The 19,753-nt window shown below is 72.1% G+C and carries 19 protein-coding genes; 11 read left to right on the top strand and 8 right to left on the bottom strand.

What is annotated here, in order from left to right:
- Positions 1-344: 344 nt before the first annotated feature.
- A complete protein-coding gene (locus ACFC1J_RS04085) occupies positions 345-740 on the top strand; it encodes a hypothetical protein (protein WP_375902750.1) in 396 nt (131 codons plus the stop codon).
- Positions 741-1,009: 269 nt separating this feature from the next.
- Positions 1,010-1,498, top strand: a complete 489-nt coding sequence (locus ACFC1J_RS04090) for an FBP domain-containing protein (protein WP_375902752.1) — start codon at positions 1,010-1,012, stop codon at positions 1,496-1,498.
- A 52-nt stretch (positions 1,499-1,550) separates the two neighbouring features.
- Here ACFC1J_RS04090 and ACFC1J_RS04095 read toward each other — a convergent pair whose 3' ends face one another.
- The 3 genes from ACFC1J_RS04095 to ACFC1J_RS04105 all read right to left on the bottom strand — a co-directional run bounded on the left by ACFC1J_RS04095 (position 1,551) and on the right by ACFC1J_RS04105 (position 4,938).
- Positions 1,551-1,898 (bottom strand): hypothetical protein, encoded by a 348-nt coding sequence (locus ACFC1J_RS04095; protein WP_375902754.1) that lies wholly within the window; start codon positions 1,896-1,898, stop codon positions 1,551-1,553.
- 176 nt (positions 1,899-2,074) lie between these two features.
- A complete protein-coding gene (locus ACFC1J_RS04100) occupies positions 2,075-3,790 on the bottom strand; it encodes an amidase (protein ID WP_375902756.1) in 1,716 nt (571 codons plus the stop codon).
- A gap of 113 nt (positions 3,791-3,903) precedes the next feature.
- Positions 3,904-4,938, bottom strand: coding sequence for an agmatine/peptidylarginine deiminase (locus ACFC1J_RS04105; protein WP_375902758.1), 1,035 nt, complete (start codon positions 4,936-4,938; stop codon positions 3,904-3,906).
- 69 nt (positions 4,939-5,007) lie between these two features.
- Here ACFC1J_RS04105 and ACFC1J_RS04110 point away from each other — a divergent pair, with 69 nt between their 5' ends.
- A complete protein-coding gene (locus ACFC1J_RS04110; RefSeq protein ID WP_375902760.1) occupies positions 5,008-5,604 on the top strand; it encodes a TetR/AcrR family transcriptional regulator in 597 nt (198 codons plus the stop codon).
- Between the two features lie 97 nt (positions 5,605-5,701).
- Here the strand turns inward: ACFC1J_RS04110 and ACFC1J_RS04115 are convergent, their stop codons facing one another.
- Positions 5,702-6,316, bottom strand: a complete 615-nt coding sequence (locus ACFC1J_RS04115; RefSeq protein ID WP_375902761.1) for a cysteine hydrolase family protein — start codon at positions 6,314-6,316, stop codon at positions 5,702-5,704.
- Complete coding sequence (locus ACFC1J_RS04120) at positions 6,313-7,773, bottom strand: purine-cytosine permease family protein (protein WP_375902763.1); 1,461 nt, start codon at positions 7,771-7,773, stop codon at positions 6,313-6,315. Before ACFC1J_RS04120 ends, ACFC1J_RS04115 begins: the two co-directional genes overlap by 4 nt.
- A gap of 219 nt (positions 7,774-7,992) precedes the next feature.
- On the opposite strand from ACFC1J_RS04120, the gene ACFC1J_RS04125 reads away from it, so the two are divergent.
- Positions 7,993-9,366 carry a pyridoxal phosphate-dependent decarboxylase family protein gene (locus ACFC1J_RS04125; RefSeq protein ID WP_375902765.1) on the top strand — a complete coding sequence of 458 codons (1,374 nt, stop codon included), beginning with the start codon at positions 7,993-7,995 and terminating at the stop codon, positions 9,364-9,366.
- A 169-nt stretch (positions 9,367-9,535) separates the two neighbouring features.
- On the opposite strand, the gene ACFC1J_RS04130 is transcribed toward ACFC1J_RS04125, so the two are convergent.
- Positions 9,536-10,822 (bottom strand): M18 family aminopeptidase, encoded by a 1,287-nt coding sequence (locus tag ACFC1J_RS04130; protein WP_375902767.1) that lies wholly within the window; start codon positions 10,820-10,822, stop codon positions 9,536-9,538.
- A gap of 325 nt (positions 10,823-11,147) precedes the next feature.
- Here ACFC1J_RS04130 and helR point away from each other — a divergent pair, with 325 nt between their 5' ends.
- Complete coding sequence (helR, locus tag ACFC1J_RS04135; RefSeq protein WP_375902768.1) at positions 11,148-13,406, top strand: RNA polymerase recycling motor ATPase HelR; 2,259 nt, start codon at positions 11,148-11,150, stop codon at positions 13,404-13,406.
- A 139-nt stretch (positions 13,407-13,545) separates the two neighbouring features.
- Here the strand turns inward: helR and ACFC1J_RS04140 are convergent, their stop codons facing one another.
- Positions 13,546-14,562 (bottom strand): DUF5937 family protein, encoded by a 1,017-nt coding sequence (locus tag ACFC1J_RS04140; RefSeq protein ID WP_375902770.1) that lies wholly within the window; start codon positions 14,560-14,562, stop codon positions 13,546-13,548.
- Between the two features lie 67 nt (positions 14,563-14,629).
- Here ACFC1J_RS04140 and ACFC1J_RS04145 point away from each other — a divergent pair, with 67 nt between their 5' ends.
- From ACFC1J_RS04145 to ACFC1J_RS04155, 3 genes are read left to right on the top strand one after another with little or no spacing between them, the layout of a single operon-like run.
- Complete coding sequence (locus tag ACFC1J_RS04145; protein WP_375902772.1) at positions 14,630-14,986, top strand: cupin domain-containing protein; 357 nt, start codon at positions 14,630-14,632, stop codon at positions 14,984-14,986.
- A gap of 20 nt (positions 14,987-15,006) precedes the next feature.
- Complete coding sequence (locus tag ACFC1J_RS04150; protein ID WP_375902773.1) at positions 15,007-15,300, top strand: DUF4287 domain-containing protein; 294 nt, start codon at positions 15,007-15,009, stop codon at positions 15,298-15,300.
- A gap of 34 nt (positions 15,301-15,334) precedes the next feature.
- Positions 15,335-15,979 (top strand): dihydrofolate reductase family protein, encoded by a 645-nt coding sequence (locus ACFC1J_RS04155; protein ID WP_375902775.1) that lies wholly within the window; start codon positions 15,335-15,337, stop codon positions 15,977-15,979.
- Positions 15,980-16,091: 112 nt separating this feature from the next.
- On the opposite strand, the gene ACFC1J_RS04160 is transcribed toward ACFC1J_RS04155, so the two are convergent.
- Entirely contained in the window at positions 16,092-16,439 is a 348-nt protein-coding gene (locus ACFC1J_RS04160; RefSeq protein ID WP_375902776.1) for a DUF4229 domain-containing protein, read from the bottom strand.
- Between the two features lie 126 nt (positions 16,440-16,565).
- Here ACFC1J_RS04160 and ACFC1J_RS04165 point away from each other — a divergent pair, with 126 nt between their 5' ends.
- The 3 genes from ACFC1J_RS04165 to ACFC1J_RS04175 all read left to right on the top strand — a co-directional run bounded on the left by ACFC1J_RS04165 (position 16,566) and on the right by ACFC1J_RS04175 (position 19,578).
- A complete protein-coding gene (locus ACFC1J_RS04165) occupies positions 16,566-16,925 on the top strand; it encodes a PLD nuclease N-terminal domain-containing protein (protein ID WP_375902778.1) in 360 nt (119 codons plus the stop codon).
- 98 nt (positions 16,926-17,023) lie between these two features.
- Positions 17,024-18,655: a 2-succinyl-5-enolpyruvyl-6-hydroxy-3-cyclohexene-1-carboxylic-acid synthase gene (menD, locus tag ACFC1J_RS04170; protein ID WP_375902780.1), complete on the top strand. Its 1,632-nt coding sequence runs from the start codon at positions 17,024-17,026 to the stop codon at positions 18,653-18,655.
- 65 nt (positions 18,656-18,720) lie between these two features.
- On the top strand, positions 18,721-19,578 hold the full coding sequence (locus ACFC1J_RS04175) for a polyphosphate kinase 2 family protein (RefSeq protein WP_375902781.1): 858 nt from the start codon (positions 18,721-18,723) through the stop codon (positions 19,576-19,578).
- Positions 19,579-19,753 lie beyond the last annotated feature (175 nt).

Below are 19,753 nucleotides of genomic sequence, written 5' to 3' on the forward strand. Positions count from 1 at the left end.
GCCGATGGTACTGCAGGGGGGACCCTGTGGGAGAGTAGGACACCGCCGGACTTCCTTTAACAGAAAGGCCACCCAACGCAGGGTGGCCTTTCTGCATTCTGCGAGGTTCATAAGATTCAAGGCCGCCCTTCGGGGCGGCCTTTTTTCGTGCGGGCGCGCCCCCGCGACCTCCGCCGCTTCGCGGCGGGATTCGCGTGCCCGCGCCCGGGGCGCCGGACCGCGCGGAGCAGTGAGGAGCGTCGGCGAGCTCGAGGTTTGGGCATCGACGCGGCGGCGACTCCGGGCTACCCTGGGCCTCAGACGGGCCGTTCGCCCGCCATCCCCGGTGGACGAAGGAGCGCAAGATGGACTCGATGATGATGGACTCGATGAAGAGCATGGACATGATGCCCGGCATGGAGGCGATGGACATGGCTCTCATGCAGGCCTGCATGGACGCGTGTTCGGCCTGCGAGCAGGCGTGCACGGTCTGCTCGACGCAGATGATGGACTGTTCGCCGGCCTGCATGAACTGCGCGGACATGTGCAACACGATGATGCGGTCCATGATGCGCATGCAGGGGATGACGCCGGCCGTGATGATGTCGATGCTCGACGCGTGCATGGCGATGTGCCAGCTCTGCATGGACATGTGCATGACGCACGAGGCGCACAGCGAGGTGTGCCGGATGTGCGCGGCCGCCTGCAAGGCGTGCATGGACGCCTGCATGGCGATGCGCTCCTCGATGATGGCCGCCTGAGCAGCCCGCAGCTGCCGTGCCGCCCTCCACCCGGGGGCCTAGGATCGAAACATGCTCGTTGTTCGTGGCGCCCGTTCGGTGCCGAAGGAGGTCACTGGCGCGTTCCGCGCCGGTGACAGAGGCTGACGCTCCCGCCGGCAAGGTTCTCCTGCCGGTGTGTTTGTCGCGCCCGCGTGAGAACCCCGCGGGTCAACCTCCGGCTGCATTCGGCAGCCGTCTCCTCCCGCCTGCGCTCGGCAGGCGGTCAGACACCGCACAGAGAGCATGACATGCTTCCCATCGATGAGCGCGCCATCCGCGCATCCTTCCGCAACACCTCGCGCAAAGAGGCTTCCTCCGCCGCCCTGCCGCCGGGCTTCGCCGAGGTCGACTTCTCGTTGCTCGACTTCCTGGGCTGGTCCGACCCGAAGATGCCTCGGCGCGCGTACGTCGCCGCGCACCGCGACGACGGCTCGCCGGTCTCGGTGATGCTGCAGCAGGCCGAGCAGCGCGTCCTCGCCCGGGCGCAGTGCTCGTGGTGCGAGGACGTCACCCTGCGCAACGACGTGCAGTTCTTCGCCGCACGCAAGGCCGGTCCCGCGGGCCGCAACGGGGACACGCTCGGCGTGCTGATCTGCGCGAACTTCGGCTGCTCGGCGAACGTACGGCGGCTGCCGGTGCTCGCTTACGAGGGCTTCGACCGCGAGGCGGCGCGCGCACAACGGATCCTGCGCCTGCAGCAGCACGTGCAGGGCTTCCTCCGCGAGCTCGGCGCGTAGCGGTGAGCGCCCTTCGCCTCCCGTCGCGGAGGCGAAGGGCGCCTTCCGGATCTCAGACGCGGGCGACGTTGTAGCGCAGGGCGCCGATCGCGAGCACGTCCCAACGGGTGTGCACCGCTACAGGCTGACCCGGCTCGACCTCGAGGGCGGCGCCGCCGGCGTTCCAGAGCGACAGCGCCTCGCCGTCGAGCGTGGTGACCTGCACGATGCCCGCCGCACGGTCGACGCTCGAGACGAGGGCATCGGTCCAGCCGGCGGTCGTCGCGGCGGCGAGACGCGCCTGGATCAGGTGCAGCGCGTGCCCCGGGGCGAAGGAGGAGCAGACGTCGCCGTGGTCGCACATGCACGCCGCAGCCTCACGCACCGGAAGGGGCGAAAGGTGGCTGCGGGGCGTCGTCACGGTGGTCTCCTCACAAGATCGGTCCGATCAGGCTACGTCCGGGCATGTCGCGGGCGCCAACGGTCGCGAAATGTGCCGACACACTTCCGATCGCCGGGAGCTCCGCCCCGATCGCGGCAGGAATGCGCGCGAACGTCGCTCGGCCCACCGAACGGGCCTGCCCGCACTCGCCTCCGTCAGAGCCGGGGCGTGCGCGGCGGCGCGGTGCGGCGGTCCCCGTCGGCGCCGATCGCCTCGAAGCCGGCGCCGAGCCGCAGCAGCGCCGTGTCGTCGTAGGCGCGGCCGATAAAGGTGAGCCCGATCGGCATCCCGATGTCGGCCATGAGGCCCATCGGCACCGTCACGCTCGGGATGCCGAGGTGGCGCATCGGCAGGTTGCCGTTCGCGATCCAGGTGCCGTTGCGCCAGCCGAGGTCTGCGGAGGCGGGGTTCACATCCATGTCCGCAGGGCCGACATCGGCGATCGCGGGGAACGCGACGGCGTCGAGGCCGAGGTCATCCATCCACAGCTCGAGATCGATCCGGCGCGTCTCCTCGAGACCGGCCAGGCCCTCCTGGAGCTCGGGGATCGACGCGATCGTCGCGCCGGGGTTCCGGCGCACCCAGTCCGGGTACTCCGCGATGTCGTCGTCGAAGCCGGTGTAGCGATCGGGAAGGGCGCCCGCGGGGTGCGGGAAGATCGTCGCGCCGTCGACGTCGGCGAGGCTGTGCAGCTGCGGATCCCCGTTCGCGTCCAGGAAGTCGTTCCAGCCCCACGCCGACAGGTCGACGATCTCTCGGTGCAGGTACTCCGGCGTGACCAGACCGCGCGTGCCGATGGTCGGGGCGCCGGGACGGTCTCCTTCGTAGTTCGTCACGACCGGGAAGTCGACCTCGACGACCTCGGCCCCGGCGCGCTCCAGATCCGCCCTGGCCTGCTCCCAGCGGGCGATGACCGACGCACGGGTATCGATGCGCCGCCCGGTCGGTCCGCCGATGCCGGGGTGCTCGGCCGTGCCGGCGTCGGGGTCCGCGTTGATGTACATGCGGGGGATCCCGATCCGTTTCCCGGCCAGCGCTGCGGCCGCGCCGTCGGCGAGCGCCGGGTACGCGTCGGGACGGACGGCCGAGGAGGGGGGCAGGGCGATCCACGGCTGGGCGCGCCAGAAGTCGCCGCGGGTCTCGGCGTCGTCGGCGACGATCACGTCGAGGATCTCGAGCAGATCCGCCATCGTGCGGGCGTGCGGCACGACGACGTCCATGGTCGGCACGAGCGGCCAGTTGCCGCGCACCGAGATCACCCCGCGCGACGGGGTGTACGCGCACAGGGCGTTGTTGGTGGCGGGGCCGCGCCCGCTCGACCACGTCTCCTCGCCGAGTCCGAACGCGGCGAAGCTCGCCGCGGTGGCGGTGCCGGATCCGTTCGAGGATCCGGACGCGAACGGCGCGGTGAGGAAGGCGGCGTTGTAAGGGCTCTCGGCGCGGCCGTAGACGCCGCGCTGCATGCCGCCGTTGGCCATGGGCGGCATGTTCGTGAGGCCGAGGCAGATCGCGCCGCCCGCGCGGAGGCGCTCGATCGTGAACGCGTCGCGCTGGGCGACGAGCTCGGCGAACGCGGGGGAGCCCGCTGCTGCGGTGAGCCCGCGCACGAGATAGCTGTCCTTCGCGGTGTACGGGATGCCGTCGAGCGGCCCGAGGACCTCGCCGCGGGCGCGCCGCGCGTCGGACGCCTCGGCCTCGGCGCGCGCCCCGGGGTTGCGCACCACGACGGCGTTCAGCGCGGTCTCCGTACCGACGCCGTCGTAGGCGTCCATGCGGGCGAGGTAGGCGTCGACGAGTTCGACGGCCGTGGTCTCGCCGCTCTCCAGCGCTTCGCGCAGGCGCGCGATGGGGGTCTCGACGACGTCGAACATGGGCTGTCCTTCGGAGGGCTCGGTCGCTGCGGAGGGCGGGGCGACGGTGGATGCGGTTCGGGCGATCCGAGGCTGCGGCGCCCGCCGGCTGAGGGGTGGGCGCCGCGAGAACCTCAGCGGACGAGGGAGGGCTGCTGCTGGGTGATGCAGTGGACGCCGCCGCCGCGGTCGAAGAGCGGGCGGGCGTCGACGCTCACGACGCGGCGGCCGGGGTACGCCTCGGACAGGATGTCCCTGGCGCGCGTGTCGGCGACGTCGTCCCCGAAGCCGCACGCGATGACCCCGTCGTTCGTGACGAGGTGGTTGACGTAGCTCCAGTCCACGAAGCCCTCCTCGTCGCGCAGCGTCGACGGGGCCGGCAGCTCGAGGATCTCGAACGTGCGACCCGCGGCGTCCGTCTGCGCGGCCAGGTGCGCGCGCAGTGCGGCGGACACCTCGAAGTCGGGATGCCCGGGATCCTGCTGCGCGTGCAGGAGGATCCGTCCGGGGGAGGGGATCGCGGCGACGATGTCGACGTGGCCGTTGGTGCCGAAGTCGTCGTAGTCGCGGGTGAGGCCACGGGGGAGCCATACGGCCTTGGTCGCGCCGATCGTACGGAGCATCTCGGCCTCGACGCGCTGCTTGTCGAGGTACGGGTTGCGGCGCGGGTCGAGCTGCACGGTCTCGGTGAGCAGGACGGTGCCCTCGCCGTCGACGTGGATGCCTCCGCCCTCGTTCACCAGGGCGGAGCTGATGAGCTCGGCGCCCGCCTCTGCCGCGATGATGCGCGCGTGCTGCGCGGCATCGTGCCAGCGTGCCCAGGCCGGGGCGCCCCAGCCGTTGAACACCCAGTCCACGGCGCCGAGCGCACCGGGGCGCTCGGGGTCGATGACGAACGTGGGGCCGGCGTCGCGCATCCAGAACTCGTCGACCGGCGCCTCGAGGATCGTCACGTCGGACGACAGCATCCGCCGGGCGCGGGTGAGCTCGCTCGGATCCACCAGGATCGTCACGGGCGTGAACTCGGAGACGGCGTGCGCCACGGCGGTCCACGTGGCGTAGCCCTCCTCGCGGAGCGCGTCGGTGTCGCCGAGGGTCTCGCCCTCGGCGGGGAAGGCCATCCAGACGCGGTCGTGTCGGGCGGTCTCGCTGGGCATCAGCCAGGGCATCGGTGCTCCTCGGATCGGGTTCGTCACGCTTATTGAACAAGCGGCCAACTAGCGATACGGTATATCCCCATGAGCACCTCGTCAACCCCTCGGCCGAAGCGGATGCCGCCGGAGCAGCGGGAGAGGGCGATCCTCGATGCCGCGGTCGGCCTCGCCCGGCAGGGCGGCATCGCCGGGCTCACCGTGCGCACGGTGGCCGCCGCCGCGGGTGTGACGCCGGCGCTGGTCGCCCACTACCGACCGAGCATGGACGCCTTCGTCGCCGAGGTGTTCGGTGCGATCGTCGGGGCGGAGCGCGAGGAGGTCGTCGCGGTCGGCCGCGCCGGCACCGGCCTCCGTGCGCGAATCACCCGCGTCGTGGAGACGCTGCTCGACGGCGACCGCGACGACGTGACCCTGGTCTGGGTGCAGGCCTGGGCGGCGGGCGCGCGGAATGAGGAGCTCGCCGCGCGCGTGCGGCTCGAGATGGACCTCTGGCAGCAGGACCTCGAGCGGATCGTCGCCGAGGGCGTCGAGGCCGAGGAGATCTCCCCGGAGCGCGCCGAGGGCGTGGCGTGGCTGCTGCTCGCGACCGTGGACGGGATGAACGCGCACTCCCTCGTGAAGTGGGCGCCCGAGGACCGCGGCGCGCTCGCCCGGCGCACCGTCGCGGCCCTCCTGGGTTAACCGCGAGACTCCATCTGGGCGACGAAACTGCAGTGCAAAGGTGCAGTCTCGTCGCCCAGATGGAGTCTCGCGGTCAGATCGAGGGCCTGAGGCTAGGTCAGAGGGGGAGAGGCGAGCTGAGGAGGGGGAGAGCGGTGGCAGTGTCGGCGATGGTGAGCTGAGGCGGGTAGAGGGACATGACCTGGATCGCGGCGGCATGATTGGCCGGATCCGAACCCGCGCAGGCGTCGGCGGCGATCGTGACGCGCGCACCCGCGTCGGCGGCGGCCAGGGCGGTCGAGATCACGCAGCAATCCGTCGAGACCCCGGCGAGCACGACGGGGGCGGATCCGATGATCCGCTCCAGTGCCGGACCCCACTTGCCGAACGTGGGCAGGTCGAGCGTCGGATGCGGGGAGAGGTCCCGCGCCTCGGGCACGAGGTCGTAGAGCGGGTCCTCAGCCGGCTTGTCCGCGAAGGGCCAGGCCGCGAAGTAGCCGCCCCACGACGTGCGCCGATCCGCGGTCGGCAGCCAGCGGGTCACGAGCACCCTGCCTGCCGCGGCCTCGGCGAGGCGGCGGATGTTGACGAACGCATCCGGGAACATCGGGGATCCCCACGCCGAGTCCGGCGCCGCGAAGATGTTCTGCGGATCGATCACGACGAGCCAGGGCGCAGCGAACGGCGCGGGAGGCGCCGGGGAACCCGCCGCGCTCGGCGGCGCCCCCGTCATGCCTGCTCCTGGCGGCGGATCCTCCCGGCGCGCGCGAACCAGGTCACCACGAAGCCCAGCACGAGCGCGAAGAAGACGCCGAGGTTCGCGTAGGCCCACTCGCCGTCCTTGCCGCCGATCAGACCCAGGAAGTAGCCCTGCCAGTTGTTCCACGGTGCGGCCTCGGCGAAGGTGTTGATCACGAAGCCCCAGCCGATGACCGAGGCGACCACGAGCGTGCCGATCGAGACGCCGTCCCAGGCCCCGTACCGCCCGCGCGCGTCGAAGAGCGCCTCGTCGTCGTAGTCCTTCTTCCGGCGCAGGATGTCGGCGATCAGGATCCCGGCCCAGGCCGCCATCGGCACGCCGAGCGTGATGAGGAACGACTGGAACGGCCCGATGAAGTTCTGCGCGAAGAACACGACCACGATCGTGCCGATCGTGAGGATCACGCCGTCGACGGCCGCGGCCGCGGGACGGGGGATCCGGATTCCCAGGCTCAGCAGGGTGAGGCCGGAGGAGTAGATGCCGAGCACGGCGCCGGAGACGAGGGTGAGGATCGCGACGATGAGGAACGGGAACAGCGCCCACGTCGGCAGCAGGGTCGCGAGCGCGCCGATCGGATCGGCGGCGACCGCGGCGCTGAGCGTGTCGTCGGACCCCGCCAGCAGCAGGCCGAAGAACACCAGCACGATGGGAGCGACGGATCCGCCGATCGTGTTCCAGGCGACGATCTGCGTGTCGGAGGCCGTGCGCTTCTGATAGCGCGACCAGTCGGCGGCGATGTTGATCCAGCCGAGCCCGAAGCCCGTCATCACCATGACCAGCGCGCCGATCGTCTGCGCGAGCGTGCCGTCGGGGTGCGCGAACGCCTTGGCCCAGTCGATGCTGCCCACCGTGAGGATGAGGAACAGGACGGTGAACGCGCCGGTGAGCCAGGTGAGCACCGACTGCAGCTTCATGATCGTGTGATAGCCGAGCACGGAGGCGCCGACGATGAGCGCCGCGACCAGCACGGTCGCGATGAGGTGCACGGCGATGTCGCCGTCGGCGCCGACCCAGCCGAGCGCGTGCAGCACGGTCGTGGTCGCGAGCACGGCGGTGATCGTGAGGGACGTCTCCCAGCCGATCGACGTCAGCCACGAGACGATGCCGGGGATCTTCTGGCCCTGCACGCCGAACGCGGCGCGGGACAGCACCATGGTCGGCGCGGATCCGCGCTTGCCGGCGATCGCGATGAGCCCGCACAGCGCGAACGACACCACGATGCCGATGACGGCGACGACCGTCGCCTGCCAGAGCGAGATCCCGAATCCGAGCAGGAAGGATCCGTAGGACATGCCGAACACCGAGACGTTCGCCGCGAACCACGGCCAGAACAGGTCTCTGGGGCGCGCGGTGCGCTCGGACTCTGGGACGATCTCGATGCCACGCCGCTCGATGAGGGCGGCGGATCCGGGCTGGGAATCGGCGGACATGGCTTCATCCTGGCAGGGGTCGCGATCGTGTGGGCGGTCCTGCCGGAATTCGATGCCCGCGGACCACGCGGCGGGGGTCCCGATCGGCAGGCGTGCGGGCGTGTCAGACCCTGTGGCGCGCCCCCGGCGACGCGGTACGATATCGCCGACCCGTTGATCCGGCGCGGCATTCTGCTCGTCGCCGGGCGCCCGTCGGCTTCCGGGTCGGAAGGATCCTTCATGGACGCCGCGCGCATGCATGCCGCCTCGCCCGAATCCGCCGCGATCGTCGACGCCGTGCTCGACTACTCCCGCCGCCGGATGCTCGCCACGGATGTGCCGCTGGACAAGCCGCAGCCCGAGGCCGAGCTGCGCCGCCTGGTCGGCACGACCATCACCGACCAGGGCCTCGGCGCCCAGCGCGCGCTGAGCGTGTTCGAGCACATCCTCGCCCCTGCCAGCCTCACCACGAGCCACCCCGCGTACCTGTCGTTCATCCCGACCGCGCCGACGGTCGCCTCGATCGCGTTCGACCTCGTGGTCTCCGCCTCCGGGCTCTACGGCGGCAGCTGGCTCGAGGGCGCCGGCGCCGTGCATGCCGAGAACGAGGTGCTCGCGTTCCTCGCGGCCGAATTCGGGCTGCCCGCGACCGCCGGCGGCGTGTTCGTGCAGGGCGGCACGATCGGCAACCTGTCGGCGCTCGCCGCCGCGCGGGACCGCGCCGCGCGGCGGCTGACCGAGGCCGGCCGGCCCCTCCCCGCGCGCTGGAAGCTCGTATGCAGCATCGAGGCGCACTCCTCGAACAAATCCGCCGCGAAGATCATGGACGTCGACGTCGTCGCCGTCCCTGCGGGGGCCGACGGCAAGCTGCGCGCCGACGCCGTGCGCGAGGCGCTCGAGGAGCACGGCGAGGCCGCGTTCGCGGTGGTCGCCACCGCCGGATCCACGAACTTCGGCATCGTCGACGACATCGCCGGGATCGCGGCGCTCAAGGACGCGTTCGACTTCTGGCTGCACATCGACGGCGCCTACGGCCTCACCGCGATGCTCGCACCCGAGGCGCGCGAGTGGTTCGCGGGCGTGGAGCGCTCCGACTCGCTCATCGTGGATCCGCACAAGTGGCTGTACGCACCGTTCGACTGCTGCGCGCTGCTGTACCGCGACCCGGAGGACGGCCGTCGGGCGCACACCCAGCATGCGGAGTACCTGGACACCCTCACCGACACCGACGAGTTCAGCCCGTCGGACTACTCGATCCAGCTGACCCGCCGCCCGCGCGGGCTGCCGCTGTGGTTCTCCCTCGCGACCTACGGCGTGGACGCCTACCGCACCGCGGTCTCGTCGACGCTGTCGCTCACCCGCCGGATCGCCGACGAGATCGCCGCCCGACCGGAGCTGCGCCTCGTGCGCGACCCGCAGCTGTCGGTCGTCGTGTTCGAACGCGAGGGCTGGGAGCGCGCCGACTACGACCGCTGGTCCGACGAGCTGCTGCAGACGCAGCGCGCGCTCGTCGTGCCGAGCTCGCACGCCGGCCGCACGAACACGCGCTTCGCGATCCTCAACCCGCTGACGACGTTCGAGGACCTCGTCGGGATCCTGGACACGATGCGCTGACCCTTCGTCTCGCTGCGCTCGCTCAGGGACCGGGGTGCGGGGTGGTCTCTGAGCGAGGAGCGCCGCGACGAGACGAAACGCCGTGCCTTGCGAGCGTGCCGCGTTTCGTCTCGGTCGCGCTGCGCGCGTCCTCGCTCAACGACCCCGGGGCGGGCCGCCGCGTGCCGGCTCAGCCCGCGAAGAACGCCTTCGCGACAGCGGCCAGATCGAGCAGGTCTCTCACGCCGGCGAGCTCGCGCGCGGAGTGCATCGACAGGATCGGGATCCCGACGTCGACGGTGCGGATCCCGAGGCGGGTCGCCGTGATCGGGCCGATCGTGGATCCGCAGGGCACGTCGTTGTTCGAGACGAACTCCTGCGTCACGACGCCGGCGGCGTCGCACCAGCGGTGCCAGGCTGCCGCGCCCACGGCGTCCGTGGCGTAGCGCTGGTTCGCGTTGATCTTCAGGATCGGTCCGGAGCCGAGCACCGGCTGCACGACCGGGTCGTGCTTGCCGGCGTAGTTGGGGTGCACCGAGTGGCCGACATCGCTGGACAGGCACCACGATGAGGCGTACGCGCGGCGCACGTCGACGGCGTCGGCGCCGAGGCCCGCGTAGATGCGCTCCAGCACGTCTTCGAGGATCGGGCCGGCGGCGCCGGAGCGGGAGCCGGATCCGAGCTCCTCGTGGTCGAAGGCGGCGAGCACGGCGATCGCGTGCGGGTCGCCGTGGGCGGCGACCTCGCCGAGCGCGACCACGCCGGCGTGCACCGAGGCGAGGTCGTCCAGGCGCCCGCTCGCGAAGAATGCGTCGTCCTTGCCGAACACGGCGCCGCGGGCGCTGTCGGCGACCACGGCGTCGAAGCCGCGGATCTCGAGCGGATCGACCCCGGCCGCGCCGGCCAGCTCTGCGAGCAGGTCGGCGTCCTCGGGGTCGCCCAGGCCCCACACCGGCTGGGTCTCGTTCTGCTTGTCGAGCGCGAGACCGTTGTTCACGCCCCGGTCGAGGTGGATCGCCAGCTGCGGCAGCCGCAGCAGCGGCCCGGTCGCGGCGAGCACGACCCGGCCATCGGCGAGGGCGAGACGTCCGGCCAGGCGCAGCTCGCGGTCGAGCCACGAGTTCAGCAGCGGGCCTCCGTACACCTCGACGGCCGCCTGGAGCCAGCCCTTGGCGCCGGTGGTCGGACGGGGCTTGAGCTTGAAGCCGGGGGAGTCGGTGTGCGCACCGAGCACGTGCGAGGGCGTGGTCGCCGTCGCCCCCGCGGGAACGACCCAGGCGATGGCCGCGCCGTCGCGTACGATCACGAAGCGTCTGCCCGCCTGCGCCGGCCAGGCCTCGGTCTCGTCGAGGCGGGTGAAGCCCTGCTCCTCCAGACGCCGGGCGACCTCCTCCGCCGCGTGGTAGCTGGACGGCGAGGCGGCGACGTAGTCGGCCAGATCCTCGACATGCGTGCGGGCGGAGGCGGCGTGGGACATGAGGATCCTTCCGGGGCGGGTGCGCGACCGCCGAGGCGGCGCAGAGCACCTTCGATGCTATCCGTGCGACCTGTCCGCGAGGCGGATCCGTCCGGCGTCCGTTCGGCCTTCAGGTCGCGATTTCTGCTCCTCCGGACGCCGTTTCGGCACCGAAAGTGCGACCCGAGCGTCGGGGGAGGGAGGAAACAGTCGCTGGGGACGAGAAAAGGGAGGGATCCGTGCGGACCACTCCCTGCTCTTCCATTCTAACGGCGGGGGTGGGGCTTGCGGCAAGACCCCCCTGCAGGGGCAGACTGTGTGGTTTCGCCCAGGAACCGGAGGATCCGTGCGCCCTGAATCCACCCCTGTCACCGCCCTCGCCGCAGACCCGCAGGCCCCCTCGTGGTCGCCCTCGGTCTTCGCCCTGCCGCCTGCCCTGTCCCGCAAGGCGGATCCGGCCCTCATCGCCGCGGACGACGCCCATCTCACCGCGATCCGCGACCGCCTCGCCGAGGAGGTCGACGCCCTCGAGGGGCGCCTCGTCCGGCTCCGCTCCGCGCCCGCGCGGCTCGGACAGGAGGCGCTCGAACGCGACCTCGAGATCCACCGCTCGAGCTCGCGCCTGCAGCTGCTGCGCCGATTCGGCGTCGACCTGTGCCTCGGCCGCATGGTGGTCGCCGGTGCCGCCGGACCCGGCGTCGCGCCCGGCGTCGCGCCCGCCGCCGGACCCGAGTCCGTCTACATCGGCCGCATCGGGCTGTCCGACGCCGACGGGAGACGGCTGCTCGTCGACTGGCGCGCGCCCGCGGCCGAGCCGTTCTTCGCCGCGACGCATGCGGATCCGGAGGGCCTGATCAGCCGCCGCCGGTACCGCTGGGCCTCGCGCCGCATCACCGACTACTGGGACGAGGTGTTCGACCCCGAAGGGCTCGAGGGCGCGGCCGCCCTCGATGATCAGTCGGCGTTCATCGCCAGCCTCGGCGCCTCGCGCTCGCCGCGGATGCGCGATGTCCTCAGCACGATCCAGGCGGACCAGGACGCGATCATCCGCGCCTCATCCCGCGCCCCTCTGGTGGTGGACGGCGGGCCCGGCACGGGCAAGACGGTCGTCGCGCTGCACCGGGCCGCGTACCTGATGCACGCCGAGCAGCGGCTCGGCCACGGCGGGATCCTGTTCATCGGGCCGCACCAGCCCTACCTCGCCTACATCGAGGACGTGCTGCCCGGTCTCGGCGAGGACAGCGTCCGCGTCTGCACGCTGTCGGATCTGGTCAGGGAGGGGAGGGCCGGCGACCGCATGCCGGAGGAGCGGGATCCGCTCGCGAGGACGTTGAAGTCGAACGCACGCCTGCTCGACGCCGTCACCGCCGCGGTCCGCTATCACGAGCACGCGCCGAACGCGCGGCTGTTCGTGGAGACACCGTGGCGCGACGTCATCGTGGAACCGGCGGCGTGGACCGAGGCGTTCGACGCGCCGGAGCCCGGCACGCCGCACAACGATGCGAGGGACGTCGTGTGGGAAGCGCTGATCGGCGCCCTCGTGGAGGACAACGCCGACGAGGACGTGCCGCCGCGGCAGCTCGATCGCGCCCTGCGGCAGAGCGACGTGCTGCAGCGGGCGTTCGTGGCGGCCTGGCCGGTGCTGGATCCGGCCGGGGTCGTCGCCGATCTCTGGTCGACGCCGGCGTACCTGCGGATCTGTGCGCCGTGGCTCGCCGAGAACGAGCGCGCGGCCCTGCGGCGGGAGGATCCGAGGGCGTGGACGCGCCAGGACCTGCCGCTGCTCGATGCGGCCAGGGCGCTCACCGGGGACCCGGAGGGGGCGCGGCAGCGACGACGGCAGGAGGCCGTGACCGCCGAGGAGCGGGAGCAGCGCGAGCGGGTGCTCGACGAGCTGCTCGCTGCGGATGACGACAAGGAGAGCGCGATCACCGGGTTCTTCTTCGGCGACGACAGCGCGGGGGTGCGTGCGATGCTGCAGGACGAGGCCGCTCTGCCGCGCCTCAACCCCGATGCGCTCGCCGGGCCGTTCGCGCACGTGATCGTCGACGAGGCCCAGGAGCTCAGTGATGCCGAGTGGGCGATGCTGCTGCGGCGCGTGCCGTCGCAGAGCCTCACGGTCGTCGGCGACCGGGCGCAGGCACGGCACGGGTTCCGCGAGTCGTGGACCGAGCGGCTGGAGCGGATCGGCCTCCGGCGCATCGCTCAGGCGTCGCTGCGGATCAACTACCGCACACCGGAGGAGGTCATGGCGGAGGCGGAGCCGGTGATCCGCGCCGCACTGCCCGACGCGAACGTCCCGGTCTCGGTGCGCGCGAGCGGGATCCCGGTGCGCCGTGCGACGCCGGCGGACCGGGACGGGATCCTCGCCGCCTGGCTCGCGGCGCACGACGAGGGCATCGCCTGCGTGATCGGCGACGACCGGCCGTTCCCGGATGCGCGGGTGCGGTTCCGCACGCCCGTGACCGCGAAGGGGCTCGAGTTCGACCTCGTCGTGCTCGTGGATCCGGAATCCTTCGGCGAGGGCATCGAGGGCGCGGTCGACCGCTACGTCGCGATGACCCGCGCGACCCAGGAGCTCGTGGTGCTGGACCGGGGTCGTTGAGCGACCGGGGGGGCGAGCGGGACGCCCTTCGTCTCGTCGCTACGCTCCTCGCTCAGGGACCGGTCCCTGAGCGAGCGCAGCGAGACGAAGGGCGCTCAGCGACCGCGGGGGACCCGGGGACCGCGAGGGACCGCGGGGGTCAGAGCGCGGCGCCGACGAGCGCCTCGCCGAGCGGGCTGCGCAGGTGCATCATCCGCGCCCCGTCGCGCGTGCTCACGATCAGGCCGGCGTCGCGCAGCACCGTGAGGTGGTGCGAGGCGGTGGAGGCGGCGATCCCGGCCTCCTCCGCCACGCGGGTAGTGGTCCGCGGCACGTGCGCGGCGAGCAGGATCCCGGCGCGGACAGGGCCGACCAGCGCCTCGAGCGCGTGCACGAGGTCGTCCGCGTTCCTGGCCCAGCCCGCGGTCACGCCGCGAGCGGGGTAGTAGAGCGTCGGCTGGGCGGGCGGCTCCGTGATCACCATGCAGCCCCAGGACGATATCACGGAGGGAACCAGCACCAGCCCGCTGCCTCGGCAGTCGACGTCCTCGCTGTGCCGGCGCAGCCGCACCCGCACGGATCCGTCTCCCCAGCTCACCCAGGGATGGATGGCGGAGGCCATCGCGGCGAGGCCCTCGGTGGCGACGCTGCGGGAGCGCACCGCGACATCCGCGCGCAGTATGCGCTCCAGTTGCGGCCAGACTGGAGCCATCGCGCTCTCCCAGACCTCGGCCCAGGCGTCGGCGATGACGGCGCGCGCCCGAGCAGGGCGATCCTGCATGCCGCGCAACATCTCCCGACGTCGGCCGGAGGAGCGCGCGACCATCTTCCCGAGGTCCACGCGCATGCCCGCGACGGGCGCGGAGCGGATCGCCGCGAGCTCTTCGTCGGGGGTGAGATCCCAGCGGGCGGTCGTGGTGAGGAAGTCCGGCATGTAGCCGTCGGCGCCGATCACCTGCGCAAGCACGCCGAAGGCCTCGCGGGGGACCCGCCCCCGGAACTCCTTCAGCCATCCCCACGCGAGCGGGTACTGCTCCGGCCGCAGCAGCACGCGGACCGCGTGCGCGAGCTCATGCCCGGGGGAGACGCCGAAGCGCACGGCCTGGATGTCACCGGGACTGAGCCGGAAGTCGACACGGTGGTGCTCCCACTCCACGCCCTCCATGTTTCGATCCACATCGAAACTCTACGGCGCGGAGAACGCCCCCGCGAGAGTGGGAGCACCCCGCAGAGAGGACCAGATCATGAACACCATCGCCCCCGCCGTCGCCGTCGTCGCACCGGAGGAGATCCGCCTCGGCACCGGCGACGGACGACGCTTCGAAGGTGCAGGGCACGGCGCCGGCATCTCGTACTTCTACGTCGACAACCAGCCGGGGCAGGGATCCCTGCTGCACTGGCATCCGTACCCCGAGACCTGGATCGTGCTGGAGGGCGACGCCGCGTTCACCGTCGGCGACCGCACCATCACCGCGACCGCGGGCGACACGATCACCGGCCCCGCCTTCGTGCCGCATCGCTTCGAGAACGTCGGATCCGGCACAATGCGATTGATCGGCATTCACGCCTCGGCCGTCATCATCCAGACCGTGGTCGACTGACCGCACCCAAGGAGAAGAACATGTCCTTCCAGGCATATCTCGACGCCGTCGAGACCAAGACCGGGCTCACCCCCCGTCAGATCGTGGACCTCGCCGCCGCGCAGGGCTTCGGCCCCGGCACCAAGGCGACGCCGATCCTCGAGTGGCTCAAGTCCGAGTACGACCTCGGGCGCGGCCATGGCATGGCGATCGTGCACGTGATCACGAAGGGCCCCGGCATCGGCACGAAGCACGTCGGCACCGATGGCGTGCACCGGGACGCGAGCGATACGCTCTGGCTCGACGGCAAGGACTCGAACCCGCACCGCGGGTGAGGCCTCCCACCCGCTACCAGCAAGGACACCGCACATGGCCGTTCGCGCCGACCTCAACATCTCCCTCGACGGATACGCCACGACGACCGACCAGACCCCGGAGAATCCGTTCGGCGAGGACTGGGGCCGACTCGTCGCCGCGTACACGGCCACGCGCATCTTCCGAGAGCGCGTCCTGGGAGATCCGTCCGGCGGCACGACCGGCGTCGATGACCGCTACGGCAGGGCATACTTCGAGAACATCGGCGCGGAGATCATGGGCGCCGGCATGTTCGGGCTGCACAACTTCCCCGACGACGCGGACTGGCGGGGCTGGTGGGGCGAGGAGCCGCCGTTCCGCTGCCCGGTGTTCGTGCTGACGCGCAGCGCGGGCCGCGCGCCGATCCCGTTCGCCAACGGCACGGAGTTCCGCTTCCTCGATGCCGCTCCGGAGGAGGCGCTCGCGCTCGCCACCGCGGCGGCGGCCGGCGCCGACGTGCGCATCGGCGGCGGCGTCGACACGGTCCGCTCGTTCCTGGCCGCGGGGCTCGTGGACCGCCTGCACGTCGGCATCACGCCGATCCTGCTGGGACGCGGCAAGAACCTATGGGCGGACCTGCGCGGGCTCGAGAGCGACTACACGGTCACGAGCGAGGTCGCCGAGAGCGGTGTCGTGCACGTGACGTTCGCACGCGACTGACGCTGCGCGCGAGAAACCACTTTCCGCGTGAGACACCACGACAGCAGGCGTGTCTCGCGCTGGATCTGGTTTCTCGCGGCCGTGCGGTCCTGAGCGGAGCCCGGGCCTCGGATCAGGCCGCGTGGCGGGAGCCGGCGTCGCCGGAGCCGTTCGTGTCGGGGCTGTTCGGGTCCGACCCCTCGGCGCCGGAGGGCTCGGTGTCCTCGATGTCTTCGATGTCCTCGTCGGAGGGGGCGGAGTCGACCTTCGACGCGCGCTTGGCGTAGATCGCGCGCGAGGCGTCGGAGAGCGGGTTGCGCAGGAACAGCAGCGAGATGCTGATGCCGATGAGCGCGGCGAACAGCGCCGCCAGCCACCAGAACTCCCGGAAGATGGGGAAGAAGAACCACAGGATCCCCAGCGGCACGAGGAACGCCAGCAGGCGCAGCACCGAGTACACGAGCAGGGGAGGAAGTTTCACGGCTCCAGTCTAGGAGGGCGCGTTCGGCACGCGCTGTGAGGCCGCTATGCCGATGCTCGATCCCGGGGCTCCGCCCTGCGGCAGCGGGACGGATCCGCGAGGCGCGGGCATGCCTACACTGGAAGGGTGGCACGTTTCCTTGTGATCGGCGGTTTCCTGGCCGCGGTCTTCTGGGTGTTCAGCATCGTCGACTGCATCGTGCAGCCGGCGAGCCGGCACCGCGGCGTGCCCAAGGGCGTGTGGATCGCGATCGTCGCCGTCTTCCCCGTGATCGGCGGCCTGCTGTGGTTCACGATCGGGCGCACCCGGCGCGGACGCACCGCGGATCAGGAGCGCTACCTGCCGCTCGACGACGTCGATCCCGCCGCGCGGCCGGCCGACCGGATCAGCGCTGCCGAGCAGGAGCGGCTGATCCGGGAGCTCCAGGAGGAGCTGTCCCGTTTCGACGACCGCGGTGACACCGACACCCCCGGCCCGCGCCCGTGACGCCGCCGCCCTCCGCGGATCCCGCTCCGGCTGCGGCGGGGACCACAGGGCGTGAGGCGTCCTCGTCTCCTTCCCCCTCTCCCGCGACCGAGGCTGCCGTGCGCCTGCTGACCGGCCTCATCGCGCACGGCGTCCGCGACATCGTGCTGTCTCCCGGTTCGCGCTCCCAGGCGCTCGCGCTCGCCGCGGTCGCGCTCGCCCGATCCGGATCCGTGCGCGTGCACGTGCGGATCGACGAGCGGGTCGCCGGGTTCACCGCCCTGGGCCTCGGGCGCGGATCGGGCGTCCCCGCGGTCGTCGTCTGCACCTCGGGCACCGCCGCCGCCGGATACCTGCCCGCGGCGATGGAGGCGTTCCACGCCGGGGTGCCGCTGATCCTGCTGACCGCCGACCGTCCTCCCGAGCTGCGCGGCGTCGGGGCGAACCAGGCCACGATCCAGCCCGGCATGTACCGCCCCTGGGCGCGATCGAGCGTCGACGCCCCCGTGCCGGGGGATGTGGAGCCGGCGCTCTTCGAAGCGCTCGCCGCCGAGGCCGTGGCCGTCGCCCTCGGCGCGCCGGCTGAAGGGCTCGACGGCGTCGCCGGACCCGTGCACCTGAACCTGCCCACGCGCGAGCCGCTGTCCGGACCGATGCCGGATCCGCTCCGCGCCGTTTTCGGATCCGCTCCGCACCTCGCACCCGCGGAGCCGCTGCGGGTGCGCCGGGGCCCGCGCACGCTCGTCGTCGCCGGTGCGGACGCCGGTCCGGATGCCGAACGGATCGCCCGAGCCGGCGGCTGGCCGCTCATCGCTGAGGTCGTGAGCGGATCCCGCTTCGGCACGCATCTCGTCCCCGCCTACCGCGAGCGACTGCGCGACCCCGCCCTGGCAGACAGGATCGAGCGCGTGATCGTCTTCGGGCATCCGACGCTCAGCCGCGAGGTCGCGGCCCTGCTGCGCCGCACCGACCTCGAGGTGATCGCCGTGCGCCGAGGCGGGGAACGGCTGGACCTCTCCGGTGCTGCGACCGACGCCCGCGCGATCGAGATCGACGCGGGGCCGGGTGCGGGCTCCGGCGCGGATGCGGAGGCATGGCTGGCCGCGTGGACCCGGCCCGAGGCGCCGTCCGCGGACGGCCCGGGCGCTGGTGCGCGCGTGGATGTCGACGCCGACCGGACGGTGGACCGCGCCGCGCTCGTGCGGGCGGTGTGGGCGGCGACCGGATCCGAGGATCGTCTGCTGTTCGGATCCTCCCGGATCGTCCGGGTGGCGGACCAGGTGCTCGCGGGCAAGGACGTGCGCGTGCACGCGAACCGCGGGCTCGCCGGGATCGACGGCACGATCGCGACGGGCGTCGGCATCGCCCTCGCCGCGGTGGCCGGGTCGGCGGGGCCTGCGGACGAGGGCGCCGGTGGGGTCGGGGTCACCCGGGTGCTCCTCGGCGACCTGTCGCTCCTGCACGACGTCGGATCCCTCCTGCTGCCTGGTGACGAACCCGCCCCGCGGATCCAGGTCGTGGTCGGCAACGACGGGGGTGGGACGATCTTCGACGGGCTCGAGGTCGCCGGCACCGCCGCGACGGAGGACCTGGACCGCGCTTTCTACACCCCGCACTCCGTCGTGCTGGCACACCTCGCCGCGGCGTACGGATGGGCCTCTGCGAAGGCGGCGACCCCCGACGATCTCGCCCGTGCGCTGTCCGCAGAGGTCGCGGGACCGCAGCTGATCGAGGTGCCGCTGGCGCGCTGACCGGCTCGGCGCGCCGAGATCCGTTCCGCTCCGCTGCGGTCGCGCGGATGCGGCATCATAGGGCCATGAGCCAGCACTCCGCCGGGTGGACAGCCCCCGCTTCGGACACCCTCCGCGTCACCTCCGCAGGGCTGAGCGGGGTCGATCCCGAAGCGACGCCCGGATACCAGGGGAAGAAGACGGACGGCGCCGAGTCGCTGGCATCCGGGCTCGCTGCGCTCGGCGACCTGCAGGAGCGGCTCTTCGCGCGCTCGGCGGTGGGCGAGGCGCAGGCGAGCGTGCTGCTCGTGCTGCAGGCGATGGACTCGGCGGGCAAGGGCGGCATCGTCCGGCACGTCGTCGGCGGGGTGGATCCGCAGGGCATCGAGCTCGCCGCGTTCAAGGCGCCGACCGCCGAGGAACTGCAGCACGACTTCCTCTGGCGCATCGAGAAGCGCCTGCCCGCGGAGGGCAAGATCGGCGTCTTCGACCGTTCGCACTACGAGGACGTGCTCATCGGGCGGGTGCGCGCGCTTGCGCCGGCCGAGGAGATCGAGCGGCGCTACCGGGCGATCGTCGACTTCGAGAAGCGCGTGGCGGATTCCGGGACCCGCATCATCAAGGTGATGCTGCACATCTCCCGCGACGAGCAGAAGCAGCGCCTCATGGAGCGGTTGGAGCGGCCAGAGAAGCACTGGAAGTTCAATCCGGGCGACACCGATGAGCGCCTGCTCTGGGACGACTACATGGCGGCGTACGACACCGTCTTCGAGCGCACCTCGACCGACGACGCCCCCTGGTACGTGATCCCGGCGAACCGCAAGTGGTACGCCCGCCTCGCGGTGCAGGAGCTGCTGCTGGGCGCGCTCGAGGACATCGACCCGCAGTGGCCGGTCGCCGACTACGACGTGGCGTCCGAGAAGAGGCGCCTCGCCGCGAGCTGACTCCGGCGCCCGGGCGTCGACGCCCCCTCGTGGCATCGACGCCCCCTCGTGCGCGCGTCCGTGCGAGGGGGCGTGGAAGTGCAGCGTTCGGGGTATCCGGAGTCATCCTCGGGGGTTTCCGGAGTCATCCTCCAGAGGGATGCGCCCGGGGCCCGTCGCCGCATAGCGTCGAAGG

Source organism: Microbacterium sp. NPDC056052, from assembly GCF_042266785.1.
Classification (GTDB): domain Bacteria; phylum Actinomycetota; class Actinomycetes; order Actinomycetales; family Microbacteriaceae; genus Microbacterium.